Source organism: Xanthomonas sp. NCPPB 1128, assembly GCF_001043115.1.
Classification (GTDB): Bacteria; Pseudomonadota; Gammaproteobacteria; order Xanthomonadales; family Xanthomonadaceae; genus Xanthomonas_A.
The window spans coordinates 13,209-32,428 of sequence record NZ_LFME01000035.1 but is presented as its reverse complement, the minus strand read 5'-3'; the positions used below and the strand labels follow the sequence as shown (position 1 = coordinate 32,428).

The window sequence follows — 19,220 nt, the reverse complement described above, 5'->3', positions numbered from 1 at the left end:
CCAGCCCTCTCCGTCAAGGATCGCGCATGCTCCCCGGCCCGCTCAACCTGCACGCCTGGATCGACGCCCACCGGCACCTGCTGAAGCCGCCGGTGGGCAACAAGTGCATCCACGCCGGCGACTTCATCGTGATGGTGGTCGGCGGGCCAAACGCGCGCAGTGACTACCACTACGACGAAGGCCCGGAGTGGTTCTACCAGCTCGAAGGCGAGATGGTGCTGAAGATCCAGGAGGACGGCGCGGTGCGCGAGATCCCGATCCGCGCCGGCGAGACCTTCCTGCTGCCGCCCAAGGTGCCGCACTCGCCGCAGCGCGGTGCCGACTCGGTGGGCCTGGTGATCGAGCGGCGCCGCCTGCCGCACGAACAGGACGGCCTGCTGTGGTTCTGCGAACGCTGCAACCATCTGCTGTACGAAGCCTACTTCCCGCTGCAGAACATCGAGACCGACTTCCCGCCAGTGTTCGCGCACTTCTACGCGTCCGAATCGCTGCGCACCTGCGCGCGCTGCGGCCACGTGCATCCGTTACCGGCGGCTGCCGCCGCGCCGTGACCGCCCTGCGCCCGCGCCGTTCCCCATCGCGATGCTGCGCAGCCTGATCGCGCTCAAACCGCGCGACGTGCCGGTGCGCGTGGCCCTGCGCAACACCGCCGCGGTGGTCGCGCCGCTGGCGCTGGGCGTGGCCACCGGCCATGCCGAACTGGGCCTGGCGGTGTCCACCGGCGCGCTCAACACCATGTTCTCCGACCAGCCCGGCCCGTACCGGGCGCGGATGCAGCGCATGCTGATGGCGGCGCTGGCGGCCGGCGTCGCCGCGCTGCTCGGCATGCTGATCGGCGCGCATACCGTGGCGCTGGCGCTGTGTGCGCTGCTGCTTGGCCTGGGCGGCGGCCTGCTGGTGGCGCTGGGCCCGGTGGCGGCGCGGGTCGGGCTGACCAGCATGATCCTGCTGGTGGTCAGCGCCGACGTGGGCCTGCCGCCGCTGCAGAGCGTGGGCGTCGCCGCGCTGATCTTCGCCGGCGGCGTGCTGCAGATGCTGATGGCGCTGGCAGCGTGGCCGCTGCAGCGTTACCGCCCGGAGCGCTTCGCCCTGGCCGACCTGATGCGGCAACTGGCCGGCCTCGCCCGGCAGCGGCCAAGCGCGACCGCGGCGCCGCCGGCCACCGAGGCGGTGCTGGAGGCCATGGTGATGCTGCACGGCGAACACCGCTCGCGCGGGCGTGCGGTGCAGGCGTTCCGGGTCATCGCCGAACTGTGCGAACGCGCGCGGCTGGAATTGCTGACCCTGGCCGACCTGCACGGGCGCCTGGAGGCCGCATCGCCCGCGCGGCTGCCGATCGAACGCGTGCTCGAACGCAGCGCGGTGGTGCTGGACCAGCTCGCGCATGCGCTGGACAGCGCCGAGGACCCCGATGCCGCCAATGCCTCGATGACCGGGTTCGACGATCTCATCGACGCCCTGGCGCAGGTGCAGGCGCAGGCCGAGGACACCCGCGAACGTCGCCTGCTGCGCATCGCCGTGGCGCGCGCGCAGGGCCTGGGCGGCCAGCTGCGTGCGCTGGTGCGCAACGGCCGCTGGGCCAGCAGCCGCGGCGAGATCCAGGCCGAACTGGCCGAAGCGCGGCTGCCGGCGGCACTGCGCCCCCTGGCCCCGCTGCAGACCTTGCGGGCGAACCTGAACCTGTCTTCGGTCGCGTTCCGCCACGCCTTGCGCTGCGGCGTGTGCCTGGCGCTGGCGGTGCTGTTCGCCCGCTGGCAGGCGATCCCGCACGGCTACTGGATCCCGATGACCACCGCGATCGTGCTCAAGCCGGATTTCGGCGGCACCCTCAGCTTCGGCGCGCTGCGCGTGGCCGGCACCTTGGCCGGGCTGCTGCTGGCCACCGTGCTGGCGCACTTCGTGATGGACGGGGCGGTGGTGCGGCTGCTGTTGCTGACCGTGTTCTGCCTGGGTTTCCGCCTGCTGACCCAGGTCAACTACGGGCTCGGCGTGGCCTGCCTGACCGGCATGCTGGTGCTGTTGCTGTCGTTCGAGGGCATGGCGCCGGGCGAGGCGATCGGCGAGCGCATCCAGGCCACCCTGCTCGGCAGCGCACTGGCACTGGCCGCCTACGCGCTGTGGCCGACCTGGGAACGCAAGCACATCCGCGCCATCCTGGCGCAGTTGCTGCTCGCCCACCGCGACCATCTGGATGCGGTCCTGGCCGGGCGCCTGCAGACGCTGCCGGAGACCCGCGCGGCCTCGCGTACCGCCCGCACCAACGCGCAGGCCTCGATCGAACGCCTGCGTGGCGAGCCGCGGCGCAAGCGCAACCTGCGCGAACTGACCCTGGCCGAATCGGTGCTGGCCAACGGCAACCGGCTGATCCGCGCCTCGCTGGCACTGGAGGCGGTGCTGCGCGATGCGCCGCCGCTGCCGCCACTGCCGGAACTGCAGCAGTTCCGGGAGCAGGCGCATGCCGCGCTGACCGAACTGGCCGAGAGCCTGCGCACCGGCACGGCGCCCCCGCAGGCCAGCCTGCGCGCGGACGAGCGGCGCCTGGCCGAGGCGTTGGCCGCACAGCCGCAGGAGGGCAGCGACGGCGGCGCCCTGGCCGCGCTGGCCGACACCAGCGACCGTGTCGCCGACAGCATCGGCACCCTTGCCCACCTGATCCGTAGTGCACTGGTGCCGGCTGCGGCCGCCGCGAAGGAACAGCCGCCGGTGGGCGTGCAGCGCAGCGGGTGAAGGCGCAAGCATGTACTGCCCGCGGCACCGGAAGCGCCGGCAGTACACGCCAGCGCCACGCCGCCGCACAGTCACCTCACGTCGTCCCACACCCTCTAGACTCTCGCCCTGCTTTCAGGAACCCACGCCGATGAACGAGATCCTGTCCCGCCAGCACGCCATCGCCCTCGACGCCGCCGATCCGCTGCGCGCCCTGCGCCAGGAGTTCCTGTTCCCGCAGCACCAGGGCGCCGACCAAGCCTACTTCGTCGGCAACTCGCTGGGCCTGCAGCCGCGCGGCGCGCGCGCCGCGGTGCAGGAGGTACTGGACAAGTGGTCGTCGCTGGCGGTGGAAGGCCATTTCAACGGCGACACCCAGTGGATGACCTACCACGAGCTGCTGGCCGCGCCGCTGGCGCGGCTGGTCGGCGCGCATCCGCACGAAGTGGTGGCGATGAACACGCTGACGGTGAACCTGCACCTGCTCATGGTCAGCTTCTACCGGCCCACCCGCGAGCGCCCGGCGATCCTGATCGAGGCCGGCGCGTTCCCCTCCGACCAGCACGCGGTGGCCTCGCAGATCCGCTTCCACGGTTTCGACCCGGCCACCGACCTGATCGAAGTGCAGCCCGATGGCGTCGATGGCACCGTGTCGCTGGCGGCGATCGAGCGCGCCATCGCCGAACACGGCCCGCGCCTGGCGCTGGTGCTGTGGCCGGGCGTGCAGTACCGCACCGGCCAGGCCTTCGACCTGGCCGCCGTAGCACGGCTGGCGCGCGCGGCCGGCGCCGCGGTCGGCTTCGACCTGGCCCATGCCATCGGCAACGTGCCACTGCACCTGCACGATGCCGCCCCGGACTTCGCGGTGTGGTGCCACTACAAGTACCTCAACGCCGGCCCCGGCGCGGTCGCAGGCGCCTTCGTGCACGAGCGCCACGGCCACGGCGACACCCCGCGCTTCGCCGGCTGGTGGGGCCACGACAAGCGCACCCGTTTCCGCATGGCGCCCGAGTTCGTCGCCGCGCCCGGCGCCGACGGCTGGCAGCTGAGCAATCCGCCGATCCTGAGCATGGCCCCGCTGCGCGCCTCACTGGACCTGTTCGAGCGGGCGGGGCTGGATGCGCTGCGGCAGAAATCGCAGCAGCTCACCGGCTACCTGGAGACGCTGATCCGCGCTCGCCTGGCCGACACCCTGCAGATCATCACCCCGTCCGACCCGGCGCAACGCGGCTGCCAGCTGTCGCTGCGCGTGGCCGGCGGGCGGGAGCGCGGTCGCGCCCTGTTCGAGTACCTGCAATCGGTCGGCGTGCTCGGCGACTGGCGCGAGCCGGACGTGATCCGGATCAGCCCGGTGCCGCTGTACAACCGCTACCGCGACGTCTACCGCTTCGTCGAGGAAGTGGAAACCTGGGCAGGGGTCTGACCCGCCTTTTTCGCGTGGCGGCCCGCCGCGCTTTCCGGACACCGCATTGAACGCATCCCCCCGCAGCATCACCCTGATCGGCGCCGGCCTGGCCGGCTCCCTGCTCGCCATCCTGCTCTCGCGCCAGGGCTGGGAGGTCACCGTCTACGAGCGTCGTGGCGACCCGCGCGTGCACGATTACGAGCGCGGCCGCTCGATCAACCTGGCCCTGGCCGAACGCGCCCTGCACGTGCTGCGCCAGGCCGGCGCCGATGCCGCGGTGATGGCCAAGGCGGTGATGATGCGCGGGCGCATGGTGCATTTCGCCGACGGCCACCAGCAGTTGCAGCGCTATGGACGCGACGACAGCGAGGTGATCTGGTCGGTACACCGCAACGACCTCAACATCACCCTGCTGCAGCTGGCCGAGCAGGCCGGCGCGCGCATCCACTTCTACCGGCGCCTGCACACCGTGGATTTCGACGCCGGCTACGCGCGCTTCATCGACGACCGCGACGACCAGCCGCACGACATCCGCTTCGACAGCATGATCGGCGCCGACGGCGCCGGCTCGGCGCTGCGCGCGGCGATGCAGCGCAAGGCGCCGATGGCCGAGCACATCGAGTTCCTCGACCATTCCTACAAGGAGCTGGAGATCCCGCCCGGCGCCAACGGCGGCTTCCGCATCGAAGCCAACGCGCTGCACATCTGGCCGCGCGGGCACTACATGTGCATCGCCCTGCCCAACCACGAAGGCACCTTCACCGTCACCCTGTTCCTGCCCAACAAGGGCGAGCCCAGTTTCGCCACCGTGCGCAGCGGCGAAGAGGCGCTGGCGCTGTTCGCGCGCGATTTCGCCGATGCGCTGCCGCTGATGCCGCAACTGGCCGAGCATTGGGAGCAGCACCCGCCGGGCCTGCTCGGCACGCTGCGCCTGGAGCGCTGGCACCTGGACGGCCGCGCGGTGCTGCTGGGCGACGCCGCGCACGCGATGGTGCCGTTCCACGGGCAAGGCATGAACTGCGCGTTCGAGGATTGCGCGGCGCTGGCCGCGCACCTGCAGCGCGAGCCGGACCTGGCGCGCGCCTATGCCGCCTTCGAGGCCGAGCGCAAGCCCAACGCCGGCGCGATCCAGCAGATGGCGCTGGAGAACTACGTGGAAATGCGCGACCGCGTCGGCGACGCCGGCTTCCTGCTGCAACGCGAACTCGGCCAGGCCCTGCAGGCGCGGCACCCCACCCGCTTCGTGCCGCACTACACCATGGTCACCTTCCTGCGCACGCCATACGCGCAGGCGCTGGAACGCAGCGAGGTGCAGCGCGACATCCTGGTCCAGGCCACGCAGGGCCACAGCGATCTGTCGCGGATCGACTGGAACTGGCTGGAGCGCATCGTGCACGCACGGCTGGCGCCGCTGGAGGGGGCGCATTGAACCGGCGTACCCTGTCACGGTGTCTGCATTGTCGTAGGAGCGGCTCTACGTGGCCTAGGGCCATCAGCCGCGACAGCATTACCGGTAACGCCCGTCGCGGCTGAAGCCGCTCCTACAAGCATTCCCACGCTCCGCGCCCCGCGCCATTCGACCCACATGCCCGACAGCTTCCTCTTCTACGACCTGGAAACCTTCGGCGCCGATCCGCGGCGCACGCGCATCGCCCAGTTCGCCGCGGTGCGCACCGATGCCGAACTGAACGTGATCGAGGAGCCGATCAGTTTCTTCGTCAAGCCGGCCGACGACCTGCTGCCCTCGCCGGTCGCCACCCTGATCACCGGCATCACTCCGCAGCAGGCCTTGCGCGAGGGCATCAGCGAAGCCGAGGCGTTCGCGCGCATCGCCGAGCAGATGGCGCGGCCGCAGACCTGCACGCTGGGCTACAACTCGCTGCGCTTCGACGACGAGTTCGTACGCCACGGCCTGTTCCGCAACTTCTACGACCCCTACGAACGCGAGTGGCGCAATGGCAACTCGCGCTGGGACCTGCTGGACATGCTGCGGCTGATGCACGCGCTGCGCCCGGAGGGCATCGTCTGGCCGCAGCGCGAGGACGGCGCCACCTCGTTCAAGCTGGAGCAACTGGCTCTGGCCAACGGCGTGCGCGACGGCGATGCGCACGAGGCGCTGTCGGACGTCTACGCCACCATCGGCATGGCCCGGCACTTCCGCCGCAGCCAACCGCGGCTGTGGGAGTACGCGCTGAAACTGCGCGACAAGCGCTTCTGCGGCGGCCTGCTCGACGCAGTGGCGATGCAGCCGGTGCTGCACGTGTCGATGCGCTATCCGGCCGCGCGCCTGTGCGCGGCGCCGGTGCTGCCGCTGGCGCGGCATCCGCGCATCGACAGCCGGGTGCTGGTGTTCGACCTGGAAGGCGACATCGAGCCGCTGCTGCGCTATTCGCCGGAACAGATCGCCGACCGCCTGTACACCCCGCAGGCCGACCTGCCCGAGGGCGAACAGCGCATTCCGCTCAAGGAAGTGCATCTGAACAAGGCGCCGGCGCTGGTCGCCTGGGCGCACCTGCGCGAGGCGGATTTCGCCCGGCTGCGGCTGGACCCGGCGCAGCTCCTGGCCAAGGCCGCACGCCTGCGCGAGGCCGGCCCGGCGCTGGCGGAGAAAGTGCGGCGGGTGTTCGCCAGCGAGCGCGCCGCGGTACCGGCCGATGTCGACGCCTCGCTCTACGACGGCTTCCTCGCCGATGGCGACAAGCGCGCGATGGCGCAGGTCCGCGCCACCCCGCCGACGCAGCTGGCCGCACTGGAGAGCCAGTTCCGCGACCCGCGCCTGCCCGAGCTGCTGTTCCGCTACCGTGCGCGCAATTGGCCGCAGAGTCTGTCCATCGCCGAGCAGGCGCGCTGGGACGACTACCGGCGGCAACGTCTGCAGCAGGACAGCGGCCTGTCCGAGCTGAACTTCGACGGCTTCCATGCGGAGTTGGCCGGTTTACGCCTGGCTCACCCGCAGGATGCTACCAAGCAAGCCCTGCTCGACCAGTTGGCCGCCTGGGGCCACGACCTGCAACGCAGCCTATGACCAGCTATTTCAGCGACGCCAGCTTCAAGTTCCTGCGTGCCCTGGCGCGGCACAACGACAAGGCCTGGTTCAACGACAACCGGCACAAGTACGAAGAACATGTGCGCCAGCCGTTTCTGCGCCTGATCACCGATCTGCAGCCGGACCTGGCCCAGGTCAGCGAGCACTTCCGCGCCGATCCGCGTGGCGTCGGCGGCTCGCTGTTCCGCATCCATCGCGACGCGCGCTTCTCCCACGACAAATCGCCGTACAAGACTTGGCAGGGGGCACGCCTGTTCCATGAACGGCGCAAGCAGGTGCCGGCGCCCTCGTTCTACATCCACCTGCAGCCAGGCGAGAGCTTCGTCGGCGCCGGGCTGTGGCATCCGGAACCGGACACCCAGCGCAAGGTGCGCCAGTTCATCTTCGACAACCCCGGCAGCTGGAAGGCCGCGGCGCACGCGCCGGCGCTGCGTCGCCGCTTCGACTTCGAGGAAAGCGAGATGCTGGTGCGGCCGCCGCGCGGCTTCCCGGCCGATTTCGACTACATCGACGACCTCAAGCACAAGAACTGGGTGTTCTGGCGCCAGCTCGACGACGCGACCATGACCGGCCCGCGGCTGCGCACGCAGGTCGCCGCGGACCTGCAGACGCTCGGTCCGTTCGTGGACTATCTGTGCGCGGCGCTGGACCTGGAATTCTAGAAAGGCGGTGGTTTTCCGTAGGAGCGGCTTCAGCCGCGACCGGCATTCCCGTTGACGCCCGTCGCGGCTGAAGCCGCTCTTACGCAACCCGAGAACATCCCATGAAGAAATGGCTGGCCTTGCTGTTCCTCGCCTTGCTCGCCCTCGGCGGCTATGTCGTCGCCGGGCCGTACCTGGCGATCCGCGGCATCGACCAGGCGCTGCGCGAGCGCGATGCCGCGGCGCTGGAACGCTACGTCGACTTCCCCACCCTGCGGGTCAACCTCAAGGCCCAGGTGGACGATGCACTGGTGCGCCGCGCCGGCCCCGACCTGCAATCCAGCCTGTTCGGCGGCGCACTGCTGTCGCTGGCCGGCGGCCTCGGCGGGATGAGCGTGGATGCGATGGTCACCCCGGCCGGCATCGGCGCGCTGATGCAGGGCGATGCGTTGTGGAAACGCGCCAGCGGCGACACCATCGGTGGCGACACCTATGCCGCACCGCGTCCGCCACAACCGCTGCGCCAGGCCGAACACCGCTTCGAATCGACCACGCGCTTCGTCGCCACGGTGCACACCGCCGACGGCACCGCGGTGCCCTTCGTGTTCACCCGCGACGGCCTGCACTGGAAGCTCAGCAACATTCTGCTGCCGTTGTAGGCGATGGTGCGCGGGGCAAGGCGTCTCGGCTGAGCACCCAAGGTCACGTCAGGTTGCGAGCAGGCGACGCCTCCTTTAGAAACAACATTCAGAGCACCTCCAACCCCCCGTTTCTGCCAAGCATCGCCCTGTCTCGTAGGAGCGGCTTCAGCCGCGACGAGGCCTTGCCGGGAAAGCTGTCGCGGCTGAAGCCGCTCCTACGGGTGTGCCTTTCCGTGTTCGGCACGGGAGAGTCGCTACAGCTGCAGGCAGATCAGTTCGGACACTTCCGGATCCCCTGCGCTGCGCCACAGGTTTCGGGTGGCGAACGCGCACCCGGCGTCCGGGCACATCAGGACGATCTCGAACTCCGGCGGCGCCTGCACCCAACGGTGTGGTTCGCACTCGTCGGTGCGAAAGGACGCAACACTGGTCTGAACATGCCGCGGCTGCTCGCCCGTCGTCATCGTGGTGGCGGCCACCGACAGCATGCGACCGTCCCGGGTGGCCGCGATGTTCCAGAAGTCTGTGCCGAGATCGATCTCCGTCACCGACACGTACGGCGGGTCCATGAAGCCGGCAGCCGCGGTCGGCGCCGCCCAGGACACGCGGTTGCCGTCGACGATGCGACCGGGTCCCAGCGAGAGCCATAAGCGGCCCTGTGCGTCCATCGCCGATTGGCAGATCGGCGGCGTCCGCGCGATGCGTTTGGGCGGCTGCGCCAGGCCCAGCTCCGCGAGCCAGAGGCTGCCTTCGGCCGCCACCGCCAGGATCTTTCCATCGGGCGTGGCGTGCAGCTGCAATTCCTCCGCCAGCGTTCTGCGCCGCACGGCGCCGTCCGCCAGCGCAATGGCGCTGAGCTGTGCAGAGCGCGCATTGACCGCATGCACATGGCCGCCCAGCGGCAGCAGGCGATCGATATAACGCGGAATGCGTGAGGTCCATTTTTCCAGGACGCGCAGTGTGCCGGCCTCGAGCCGGAACAGCTTGGTATCGGTGGCTACCAGCACGCCGCCCTCGCCGTCGCCGGCGAACGCCCGAGCCTGGTTGCCGAGGGCGACGGATGCCAGTTCGGCGCCCGTCGCCATGGCCAACGCGCGCACCCGCAACGCGCCGAAGCTGACGCCCCATCCATCCGCGACCAGCACCCGCTCGGCCTGGTCGTCCAGCCAGAGCCGGTGGGCGGCCACGCCCGGAACGGTGGTCCGCCAAAGAATCGTCGCAGGCTGGGGATGTGCGCTCGCGTGCGCAGGCGGGGATGCGGCTGAATCATGTTGCGGACGCATCGATGTGCGGCCTCTTCGATCAAACGAGCGGGAATTCTTGCAGATCGCAGCTGAGCGCGACATGTTGCCAACGATGGCGGACGACGGCCGGACCATCGCCGCGCGCCGTTCGATGCAGATGCTGCGCGAGGACCTGTGGACGCGCGCGAGCTGGCACGCGCATCAGGCGCGCGACTCGCAACCGCGCATTCGCTTGCAACGAAGCGCAGCGCGGACCACAGCGACCGTGGGTCAAGGCGCGATAGCGCGTGGGACGGCACGAGGGAGAGCACGCGCGCAGCACATCGTGCCGGCGCACCGCGCATCCATCCCGATGGTTCTGAAAGACGCGTGCCGTTCCTGGCTGCTGCGCCAGAGGAACTCGGTTCTGGCGCGGCTGGTGCTCTCGGCCTAACGGCGCGTCCACTGCGGCTCCTCGGAAAGCGCAGCCAGCGGGTGCCGGCCTGCGGCACGACGACGCAAAGCCCGCCTAGCGCGGCGCGTCCCGTCCGGTTCTGCCCGCCATCGCCTGTTGCAGGCGCCGGAACGGCGTGCGCAGTTGCCAGCGCGCCGACCACGGCAGACGCGCCAGCGCTGCATGCGCGTCCAGCGCCGGCAGCGCGCCGGTCCAGGCGAACACCACGTGGTTGTCCATGGCCGGTTCGTCCAGGCGCAGCACGCGGCCGCCGAATAGCGCGCGCAGATGCGCCAGGTGGCGGCGGGTGTCGGTGTCGTACAGGTTCACCGCCAGCACCCCGCCCGGCACCAGCGCGGCATGGCAGTCCTCGTAGAAGCCGCGGCTGAGCAGCGCCGCCGGGATGCCCTCGGCGTCGTAGGCGTCGAGCAGCAGCAGGTCGTAGCGGTCGCGCCGCTGCGGCAGCAACCGCGCACCGTCGCCGTGCACGGCCTCGAAGCGCGCGTCATCGTCCGGAATGCGGAAGGCCGCGCGCAGGGCCAGCACGTCGGCGTCGGCCTCGATCGCCTCGATCCGCGCCTGCGGCAAGTGCCGGTAGCAGAACTTGGCCTGGGAGCCGCCGCCGAGCCCGACGATCCCGATCCGCCGCGGGTCCGGGCGCAGCAGCAGCGCGCCGAGCATGCTGCGCGTGTAGCCGACCTGCAGCACGTCCGGCCACCAGGTGAACATGCGGCTCTGGGTCACCTCGCCCTTGAACTGCAGGCTGGTGTAGCGCCAGCCATGGCGCACGTAAGGCCGCCCGGGACGCAGGTCGGCGGGCGCGTCCGCTCCCTGCCGCAACAGGCGGCGCAGCGCAGCCCAGCGGCCGCCGCCGGGCGCCATGCTCACGGCGGGGCGATGTCGTTGGCGACCCCGTGCGGCACATGCCCCGCGGCGACGCGCTCGCGGGCGGCGCTGTCGATGTTGTGCTGCGAATCGTCGAAGAAGATGTCCGCGCCGAAGGCCTGCAGGAACGGTCCCTTGTGGCGACCGCCGAGGAACAGCGCCTCGTCCAGGCGCACGCCCCATTCGCGCAGCGTGCGGATCACCCGCTCATGGGCAGGCGCCGAGCGCGCGGTGACCAGCGCGGTGCGGATCGGCGAGGCCTCGCCCGCCGGGAACGCGGACTGCAGCGCGTGCAGCGCCGACAAGAAGTTGCGGAACGGCCCGCCGGTCAGCGGCTCGCGTGCGTTCTCGCGCTCGTAGCGGCCGAACGCTTCCACGCCCTGCTCGCGCGAGAAGCGCTCGCCCTCGTCGCCGAAGATCACCGCATCGCCGTCGAAGGCGATGCGCAGCTGCGTGGACAGACGATCGGCATCGATCGCCGCGGCCGCCGCGGCCGCCTCCTGCGCGTGCTCGCCGGGCGGCTTGGGCAGGATGGTCGCCGCGGCGATGCCGTGGCTGAGCGCACGCCGCACCGACTCCGGGTTGGCGGAGAGGAACAGGTCGGTGCCGAACGGCTTGACGTAGGGCCAGGTCGCCTCGCCGGAGGTGAAGGTGGCACGGACGATGCCCAGGCCGTAGTGCTGGATCGAATTGAAGATGCGCAGGCCGGTGTCGGCGGAATTGCGCGACAGCAGGATCACCTCCACCGGCGGCGTCTCCGGCGGCGTGCCCTGGTTCAGCGCCAGCAGCTTGCGCACCACCGGGAACGCCACCCCGGGCGCCAGCACGTCGTCCTCGCGCTCGCGCTGGTACGCGCTGTACGCCTCCACCCCGTCCCGCTCGAACAGGGCATGGCCCTCTTCCAGATCGAACAAGGCGCGCGAGGTGACCGCGACGGTGAGCAGACGGGGGGAGTTGTCGGACATTGGGCGGGGATTCGGCAGTGGGGATTGGAGATTTGCAGAAGCAGGCAAAGGTGTCGGAACGTAGGTCGGGAATTGGCGGACAAAGCAGATGCGCTGTTACGAATCCCTAATCCCCACTCCCGAATCCCCGCCCCTACACCATAAATTGCTCGCTCAGGATCCGCTCCTCCAGGTTGTGCTCGGGATCGAACAGCAGGGTGACCAGGCGGTCGCGGGATTCGCGGATGGTGACTTCGACCACGTCGCGGGTCTCGTGCGAGTCGGCGGTGACGCTGACCGGGCGCTTGTACGGGTCCAGCACGCGGAAGCGCACCTCGATGTCGGCCTTGAGGATCGCGCCGCGCCAGCGCCGCGGCCGGTACGGCGCGATCGGGGTCAGCGCCAGGGTGTGCGACCCCAGCGGCAGGATCGGGCCGTGCGCGGAGGAGTTGTAGGCGGTACTGCCGGCCGGGGTGGACACCAGCACGCCGTCGCAGATCAGTTCGTCGACGCGGGTCTGGCCGTTGAGATCGATGCTCACGTGCGCGGCCTGGCGGGTCTGCCGCAGCAGCGAGACCTCGTTGTAGGCCAGCGAACCGGTGGTGGCGCCGGATTCGGTCTGCGCCAGCATTTCCAGCGGACGCAGCTTGGCCGGCTCGGCCAGGGCCAGCCGCGCGACCAGGTCGTCGTCGCGGAACTGGTTCATCAGGAAGCCGACCGTGCCCAGCTTCATGCCGAACACCGGCTTGCCCAGACTGCCGTGGCGATGCAGGGTCTGCAGCATGAAGCCGTCGCCACCGAGCGCGCACAGCACGTCGGCGTCGGCCGGCTCGCAATCGCCGTAGCGCGTCACCAGGTGGTCGCGCGCCCGCTGCGCCTCCGGCGCGACGCTGGCGAGGAAACAGATGCGGGGCGAGGACGGCAGGACGGAAGCATTCATGGCCCCGATCATACCCGGGGCGCCATGACCGGCGCGCGGTGATGAACCAGCGACGCCCATACACGAAGAATTTCAGACACGGCGGTGGCCGTTGCAGTCGCCACGTGCAGCACATGCAATGCGATGCGATGGCGTTCAAGGCTTGTCCCAGAACAGTTTCGGCGCTCCCGTGATTGCCGGCACAGCGCCCGGTGGCTGGGCCGTATCGCACCGACCGCCTTATCTGCCGGACAGGTAATCGTCGTGCGCAGTCTGCGCCGCCTGCTCCTGCATCGCCTGACGCACCGAGGCCGGCACCAGAGGACGCAGATACTCGCGCACCTGCTGCGCCAGTTCCACCGACCTGATCTCGCCCATGCCCTCCTGCTTGCGCGCATCGGCCAGGTACAGCCAGTACCAGGCGCGCGCCACATCCCTGCACCCCTCCGGGCCGCAACCCTGGATCCAGGCCAGTTTGGGCTCCCAGCCAGCGCCCGAGCACCAGCCGGGACGGCTCCACTCCGCCAGCAGCGCGGCATGGTCCGGCGTGGCGCCCACACCCAGAAAGCGACGGCGGCCGTACTCGCGCATCGCCACGCTGCAGCCACGGATGTCCAGCCAGGTGCGGGCATGGACCGCACGCTTCAGTGCCACCAGCGCCGCGGCCTGCTCGCCATTGGCGTCCAGCTGCAGAAACAGCGCATAGGCGGCATCGCCAATCGATTTCCTGGAGAGTGCGCGCAAGCGTCGCAGGTCGCCCTGCCGCGCCTGCTGCACTGCCAGCACCAGCCGCACCTCCAGTGGGGGCTGCCGTGCCTGGATGACGATCAGCAACAGGATCACCGCGGGGATGGCCAGGTACAGCATGGTGCGTCTCGAGATGAAGGCTGCAGGCGCGTGCACGGACGGCACGGATCGGATCGGCGAGGGCGTGCAGAATCCCAGGGGCTTGCACGGCGCGGTCGACAGCTGCAGCGGCGCGCCACCGACCTGACAATGCGGGCGGACAGCCAAGCGCCAATCCAGCCAAAGGCGCGTTGCAGCGATCGCTGCAACGCGCCAGGCAGTACCACGGGTTGACGCGGTACTGCTATGGGCCAGGCCCGCAAGCGCGGGCCTGGCCATCGGCGCGAGACCTCAGACGCCGTGCGCCGCCAACTGGCCAAGCCGCTGCACCGCCACCGACACGGTCGGGTAGTCCAGCGTCTTCTGTGCCGCCAGTTCCTGCAGCATGCTCAGGGTGAAGCGCAGGCTGCTGTCGTCGCGCTGCAGCCAGTGCTGCACCTTGGCCTCGGCGGTGCCGCCCGGCAGGCTCAGCGCCTGGCCGGCCAACACACCGTGGTGCTTGGCCAGTTCATCGCGCAGCACGCCGCGGGCCACCGCATGCCAGCGGCCGTTGACCTCCAGCGCGTCGATCTGCTCGAACAGCCACGGCAACTGCAGCGCCTCGCCGAGGCGGAAGTGCACCTTCGACACCTCCACCGGCTTGAGCTTGCGGGTGCGCGCCATTTCGATGATGTCGAACGCCGGCTCCAGGAAGCGCAGTTCCGACAGCTGCTGGGCGAGCGCCGGCGGCAGGCCCTTGTCCTGCCACTCCTGCACCAGCGCTTCATAGCGCGGACGCTGCGAGTCGGGCAGCACGCCGGAGGCGACGCGGATGTCGTTGAACGGCTCGTAGTAGCGCTCCACCGCCGCGGTGATGCCCGGCATCGGGCCCGGGCGGAACAGCAGCCAGCGCACGAAGGCGCGCTGCAGCGTCCAGATCACCTCCAGCGCGTCGATCTGCACCGACTCGGGCACCTTGCCGTCCAGCGCGTCGATCTGCGTCCACAGCGCGCGCGCGTCCAGCGTCTCGCGGCTGATGGTGTAGGCCTTGGCGACCTCGGCGATGCTGCGACCGGTGTCCTCCTGCATGCGCATCAGGAAGGTGGCGCCCATGCGGTTGATGGTGGTGTTGGTCACCGCGGTGGCGATGATCTCGCGCTTGAGGCGGTGCCGCTCCATCGCATCGGCGTATTTCTTCTGCAGCGGCTGCGGGAAGTAGCGCTGCAGCTCCTTGGACAGGTACGGGTCCTCGGGGATGTCCGATTCCAGCAGTTGCTGGAACGCCACCAGCTTGGAGTAGGACAGCAGCACCGCCAGCTCCGGCCGGGTCAGGCCCTGGCCACGCGCCTTGCGCGCGGAGATCTCCGCGTCCGAGGGCAGGTATTCGATCTGCCGGTCGAGCAGGCCCTGCGCTTCCAGGGTGCGGATGAAGTGCTGCTTGGAGCCCAGGCGCTTGACGCTCATCCGCTCCATCAGGCTCAGCGCCTGGTTCTGGCGGATGTTGTCCCACAGCACCAGCTCGGCCACTTCGTCGGTCATCGACGCCAGCAGCTTGTTGCGCGCCTCCAGGGTCAGCTTCTTGGCCTGCACGACGTCGTTGAGCAGGATCTTGATGTTGACCTCGTGGTCGGACGTATCCACGCCGGCCGAGTTGTCGATGAAGTCGGTGTTGAGCAGCACGCCGACCTGCGCGGCCTCAATGCGGCCGAGCTGGGTCAGGCCGAGGTTGCCGCCCTCGCCCACGACCTTGCAGCGCAGCTCGCCGCCGTTGACGCGCACGCCGTTGTTGGCGCGATCGCCCACGTCGCCATGGGTCTCGCTGGCGGCCTTGACGTAGGTGCCGATGCCGCCGTTCCAGAACAGGTCCACCGGCGCCTTGAGGATGGCGTTCATCAGGTCGTTCGGCGAGAGCTGCTTGACGCCCGGCTCCAGGCCCAGCGCGTCGCGTACCGGCGCGCTGATCTCGATCGACTTGAGCGTGCGCGGGTAGATGCCGCCGCCGGCGCTGATCAGCTTGGCGTCGTAGTCGGCCCAGCTGGAGCGCGGCAGCTTGAACAGGCGCTCGCGCTCGGCGAAGGACGCCGCCGCATCCGGGTTCGGGTCGAGGAAGATGTGGCGGTGGTCGAACGCGGCCAGCAGGCGGATGTGGCGCGACAGCAGCATGCCGTTGCCGAACACGTCGCCGGACATGTCGCCGATGCCCACGCAGGTGAAGTCCTCGCTCTGGCAGTCGCGGCCCAGCGCGCGGAAGTGGCGCTTGACCGACTCCCAGGCGCCGCGCGCGGTGATGCCCATGCCCTTGTGGTCGTAGCCGACCGAGCCGCCGGAGGCGAACGCATCGCCCAGCCAGAAGCCGTGGTCCAGCGCCAGACCATTGGCGATGTCGGAGAAGGTGGCGGTGCCCTTGTCGGCGGCGACCACCAGGTACGGATCGTCCTGATCGTGGCGCACCACCTGCGGCGGCGGCACGATCTTGCCGCCGACGATATTGTCGGTGATGTCCAGCAGGCCCTGGATGAACAGCTTGTAGCAGGCGATGCCTTCGGCCAGCACCGCATCGCGGTCGCCACCGACCGGCGGGCGCTTGCAGAAGAAGCCGCCCTTGGCGCCGACCGGCACGATCACCGTGTTCTTGACCATCTGCGCCTTGACCAGGCCCAGCACCTCGGTGCGGAAGTCCTCGCGCCGGTCGGACCAGCGCAGGCCGCCGCGCGCCACCGCGCCGAAGCGCAGGTGCACGCCCTCCACGCGCGGGCCGTACACGAAGATCTCGCGGTACGGACGCGGCTTGGGCAGGTCCGGCACCTTGGCCGAATCCAGCTTGAAGCTGATGCAGTGGCCCAGCCCGCCATCGGCGTTGCGCTGGTAGTGACTGGTGCGCAGGGTCGCCTCGATCACGCCCTTGAAGCTGCGCAGGATGCGGTCCTCGTCCAGGCTCGCCACCTGGTCGAACAGCTTCAGCAGCGCGGCCGAGACCGCCTCCAGCTGTGCCTCTCGATTGCCGCTGCGCGCGTCGATCACCGGCTGCAGCGCCTTCAGCGCGGCCTCGTCGCCGCTGGCCAGCAGGCGCAGCTGCGCGGATAGCGCGGCCTGGCCCTCGGCGATCTGCGCCTTGCTCTCGCTGCCGGTGGCCGGATCGAAGCGCGCCTCGAACAGTTCCACCAGCAAGCGCGCCAGCAACGGATAGCGGTTGCAGGTCTCTTCCACGTAGGCCTGCGAGAACGGCACGCCGGTCTGCAGCAGGTACTTGCAGTAGCCGCGCAGCACCGCGACCTGGCGCCAGCTCAGGCTGGCGCCGACGATCAGGCGGTTGAAGCCGTCATTCTCGGCATCGCCGCGCCAGATCCGCACGAACGCCTCGCACAGCGGCGCGTCGGCGGCTTCCACGTCGATGCTGCCGGCCAGCGGCTCGACCTCGAAGTCCTGGATCGACAGCGCGGTGCCGTCGACCACCAGCCGGTACGGGCGCTCGGAGATCACCCGCAGGCCCAGGTTCTCCATCATCGGCAGCACGTCGGAGAGCGGCAGGTCGTCGTGCTGGCGGTACAGCTTCAGGCGCAGGCTGTCGGTGCCGTCACGGCGCAGCGCCTGCAGGCTCAGGTGCAGGTCTTCCGGGCCGCGCAGCGCGGCCAGGCGCTCGACGTCGCGCGCGGCGATCTGCGCGGTCGACTCCTCGATGTAGCCGGCCGGCAGCGCGCGGCCGTAGCCGGCGGCCAGGCGCAGGCCATCGCGCTCGCCGCAGCTGGCCACCAGCGCCTCGCGCAGGTCGTCGTGCCAGTTGCGCAGCAGGTGCGCCAGGCGCGATTCCAGCTCGGTGGTGTCGAACTCCAGCGCCTCGCCCGGCTTCGGCCGCACGATCATGTGCAACTGCGCCAGCGGCGATTCGCCCAGGACCACGTTGGAATCGATGTACTCGCCGTGCAGCGCGTCCTTCAGCAACGCCTCGATGCGCAGGCGCACGTCGGTGTTGAAGCGCTCGCGCGGGATGTACACCAGCGCGGAAATGAACCGGCCGTACTTGTCGCGGCGCAGGAACAGGCGGCTGCGCACCCGCTCCTGCAGGCCGAGGATGCCCATCGCGGTGCGGTACAGCTCTTCCTCGTTGGACTGGAACAGTTCCTCGCGCGGCAGCGTCTCCAGGATGTGGCGCAACGCCTTGCCGCTGTGGCTGCTCGGGGTCAGCTCGGACTTGCGCATGACCGAGTCGAAGCGCTCGCGCACCAGCGGGATCTCCCACGGGCGGCGGTTGTAGGCGCTGGAGGTGAACAGGCCAAGGAAGCGCTGCTCGGCGATGATGCGGCCCTTGGCGTCAAACTCCAGCACGCCGATGTAGTCCATGTAGCCGCTGCGGTGCACCCGCGAGCGCGCATTGGTCTTGGTCAGGATCAGCGCTTCCTTGGTGCCGGACTCGCTGAGGCCGTGTGCGGCCAGCGTGCGCACCGGCCGCGCCGGCGACTTGTCCTGCCCGCGCAGCAGGCCCAGGCCGCTGTCCTCCAGCGGCGCCAGCACGTCTTCGCCGCCCTGCTTCTCGACGCGGTATTCGCGGTAGCCGAAGAAGGTGAAGTGGTCGGCGGCGGCCCAGCGCAGGAATTCCTGCGCCTCGCGCCGGCCCTTGTCGTCCACGGGCAGGCGCCGCGTGGTCAGGTCGTCGGCCAGCGCCAGCATCTTCTCGCGCATGCCGCCCCAGTCGCGCACGATGTTGCGCACTTCGCCGAGGATGCGCCGGATCGCCGCTTCCACCTGCGCCATGTCTTCCGGCGGCTGGCGGTCGATCTCCAGCGCCATTAGCGATTCCGCCTTGCCCTCGCCCACGTGCTCCAGCGTGCCGCTCTTGTCGCGCTGCATGCGCAGCACCGGATGGCCCAGCACGTGCACGCCGATGCCCAGTTCCGCCAGCGCCATGCTTACCGAATCGACCAGGAACGGCATGTCGTCGTTGACGATCTGCAGCACCGTGTGCGACGACTCCCAGCCGTCGTCCTTCAGGTTCGGGTTGAAGACCCGCACGTTGACCGTGCCCGGCTTGCGCTTGCGCGCGAACTCCAGCATCGACGCGGCCAGCGCCGCCCATTCCTGCGCGCTGTGGTGGGGGAACTCGTCCTCCTCCATGCGCTTGTAGAACTCCTCGGCGAAGGTCTGCGCCTCCTCCTGGCGCGCGGCCGGGTAGCGCTTGCGCAGCGCCGCGAACACCGATGCCAGGCTGAAACCGCTGGCGGCAGGCGCCGCATCGATCACCTTGGCGGTCGCCGGAACGGTCGCAGCCAGCTTGGGCGGCGGCGCGGCCTTGCGCGGGGCGGCCGGCTTGGCCGGCGTCTTGGCCTTGGCAGGCGCCTTCGCAGGTGCCTTGGCCGACTTGGCGGCGGACGCGGTCGCGGACTTGGTGGTGGCGGCCGAAGATTTGGAACGGGAAGCGGCGTGTTTGGGTTTCATGACGGAGAGCAGCAACGATGCTCGATGGGAAAGGCGGAATTGTACCGGTGCTCCGTTCAACTACCTTGCTGCATCGCAAACCGACGGCGTGGCGGAGACGA

14 protein-coding genes are annotated in these 19,220 nt (G+C 70.0%); 8 read left to right on the top strand and 6 right to left on the bottom strand.

Annotated elements, in window-relative coordinates; translation table 11 throughout:
- The first annotated feature begins 26 nt into the window (after positions 1-26).
- The 7 genes from ACP93_RS17865 to ACP93_RS17835 all read left to right on the top strand — a co-directional run bounded on the left by ACP93_RS17865 (position 27) and on the right by ACP93_RS17835 (position 8,457).
- Positions 27-551: a 3-hydroxyanthranilate 3,4-dioxygenase gene (locus ACP93_RS17865; protein ID WP_048492008.1), complete on the top strand. Its 525-nt coding sequence runs from the start codon at positions 27-29 to the stop codon at positions 549-551.
- 31 nt (positions 552-582) lie between these two features.
- Positions 583-2,727 carry an FUSC family protein gene (locus ACP93_RS17860; protein ID WP_048492007.1) on the top strand — a complete coding sequence of 715 codons (2,145 nt, stop codon included), beginning with the start codon at positions 583-585 and terminating at the stop codon, positions 2,725-2,727.
- Between the two features lie 130 nt (positions 2,728-2,857).
- Positions 2,858-4,129 carry a kynureninase gene (gene kynU / locus ACP93_RS17855; protein WP_048492006.1) on the top strand — a complete coding sequence of 424 codons (1,272 nt, stop codon included), beginning with the start codon at positions 2,858-2,860 and terminating at the stop codon, positions 4,127-4,129.
- 46 nt (positions 4,130-4,175) lie between these two features.
- Entirely contained in the window at positions 4,176-5,540 is a 1,365-nt protein-coding gene (locus ACP93_RS17850; protein WP_048492005.1) for an FAD-dependent oxidoreductase, read from the top strand.
- Positions 5,541-5,696: 156 nt separating this feature from the next.
- Positions 5,697-7,136 (top strand): exodeoxyribonuclease I, encoded by a 1,440-nt coding sequence (gene sbcB / locus ACP93_RS17845; RefSeq protein WP_048492004.1) that lies wholly within the window; start codon positions 5,697-5,699, stop codon positions 7,134-7,136.
- Positions 7,133-7,819 (top strand): DUF2461 domain-containing protein, encoded by a 687-nt coding sequence (locus ACP93_RS17840; protein WP_017912071.1) that lies wholly within the window; start codon positions 7,133-7,135, stop codon positions 7,817-7,819. Before sbcB ends, ACP93_RS17840 begins: the two co-directional genes overlap by 4 nt.
- A gap of 101 nt (positions 7,820-7,920) precedes the next feature.
- Positions 7,921-8,457: a DUF2939 domain-containing protein gene (locus ACP93_RS17835; RefSeq protein WP_048492003.1), complete on the top strand. Its 537-nt coding sequence runs from the start codon at positions 7,921-7,923 to the stop codon at positions 8,455-8,457.
- 236 nt (positions 8,458-8,693) lie between these two features.
- Here ACP93_RS17835 and ACP93_RS17830 read toward each other — a convergent pair whose 3' ends face one another.
- Positions 8,694-9,626 (bottom strand): YncE family protein, encoded by a 933-nt coding sequence (locus tag ACP93_RS17830; RefSeq protein WP_048492002.1) that lies wholly within the window; start codon positions 9,624-9,626, stop codon positions 8,694-8,696.
- 133 nt (positions 9,627-9,759) lie between these two features.
- On the opposite strand from ACP93_RS17830, the gene ACP93_RS17825 reads away from it, so the two are divergent.
- On the top strand, positions 9,760-10,116 hold the full coding sequence (locus ACP93_RS17825; protein ID WP_048492001.1) for a hypothetical protein: 357 nt from the start codon (positions 9,760-9,762) through the stop codon (positions 10,114-10,116).
- Between the two features lie 75 nt (positions 10,117-10,191).
- On the opposite strand, the gene ACP93_RS17820 is transcribed toward ACP93_RS17825, so the two are convergent.
- The 5 genes from ACP93_RS17820 to ACP93_RS17800 all read right to left on the bottom strand — a co-directional run bounded on the left by ACP93_RS17820 (position 10,192) and on the right by ACP93_RS17800 (position 19,119).
- Complete coding sequence (locus tag ACP93_RS17820; RefSeq protein ID WP_228136083.1) at positions 10,192-10,998, bottom strand: fused MFS/spermidine synthase; 807 nt, start codon at positions 10,996-10,998, stop codon at positions 10,192-10,194.
- A gap of 2 nt (positions 10,999-11,000) precedes the next feature.
- Entirely contained in the window at positions 11,001-11,966 is a 966-nt protein-coding gene (locus tag ACP93_RS17815) for a 5'-nucleotidase (RefSeq protein WP_048492000.1), read from the bottom strand.
- Positions 11,967-12,099: 133 nt separating this feature from the next.
- Positions 12,100-12,870, bottom strand: coding sequence for an NAD kinase (locus ACP93_RS17810; RefSeq protein ID WP_048492029.1), 771 nt, complete (start codon positions 12,868-12,870; stop codon positions 12,100-12,102).
- A 234-nt stretch (positions 12,871-13,104) separates the two neighbouring features.
- The gene (locus tag ACP93_RS17805; RefSeq protein ID WP_048491999.1) at positions 13,105-13,731 is read right to left on the bottom strand and encodes a hypothetical protein; all 627 of its coding nucleotides are present in this window, start codon (positions 13,729-13,731) and stop codon (positions 13,105-13,107) included.
- A gap of 270 nt (positions 13,732-14,001) precedes the next feature.
- Complete coding sequence (locus ACP93_RS17800; protein ID WP_048491998.1) at positions 14,002-19,119, bottom strand: NAD-glutamate dehydrogenase; 5,118 nt, start codon at positions 19,117-19,119, stop codon at positions 14,002-14,004.
- Positions 19,120-19,220: the final 101 nt, after the last annotated feature.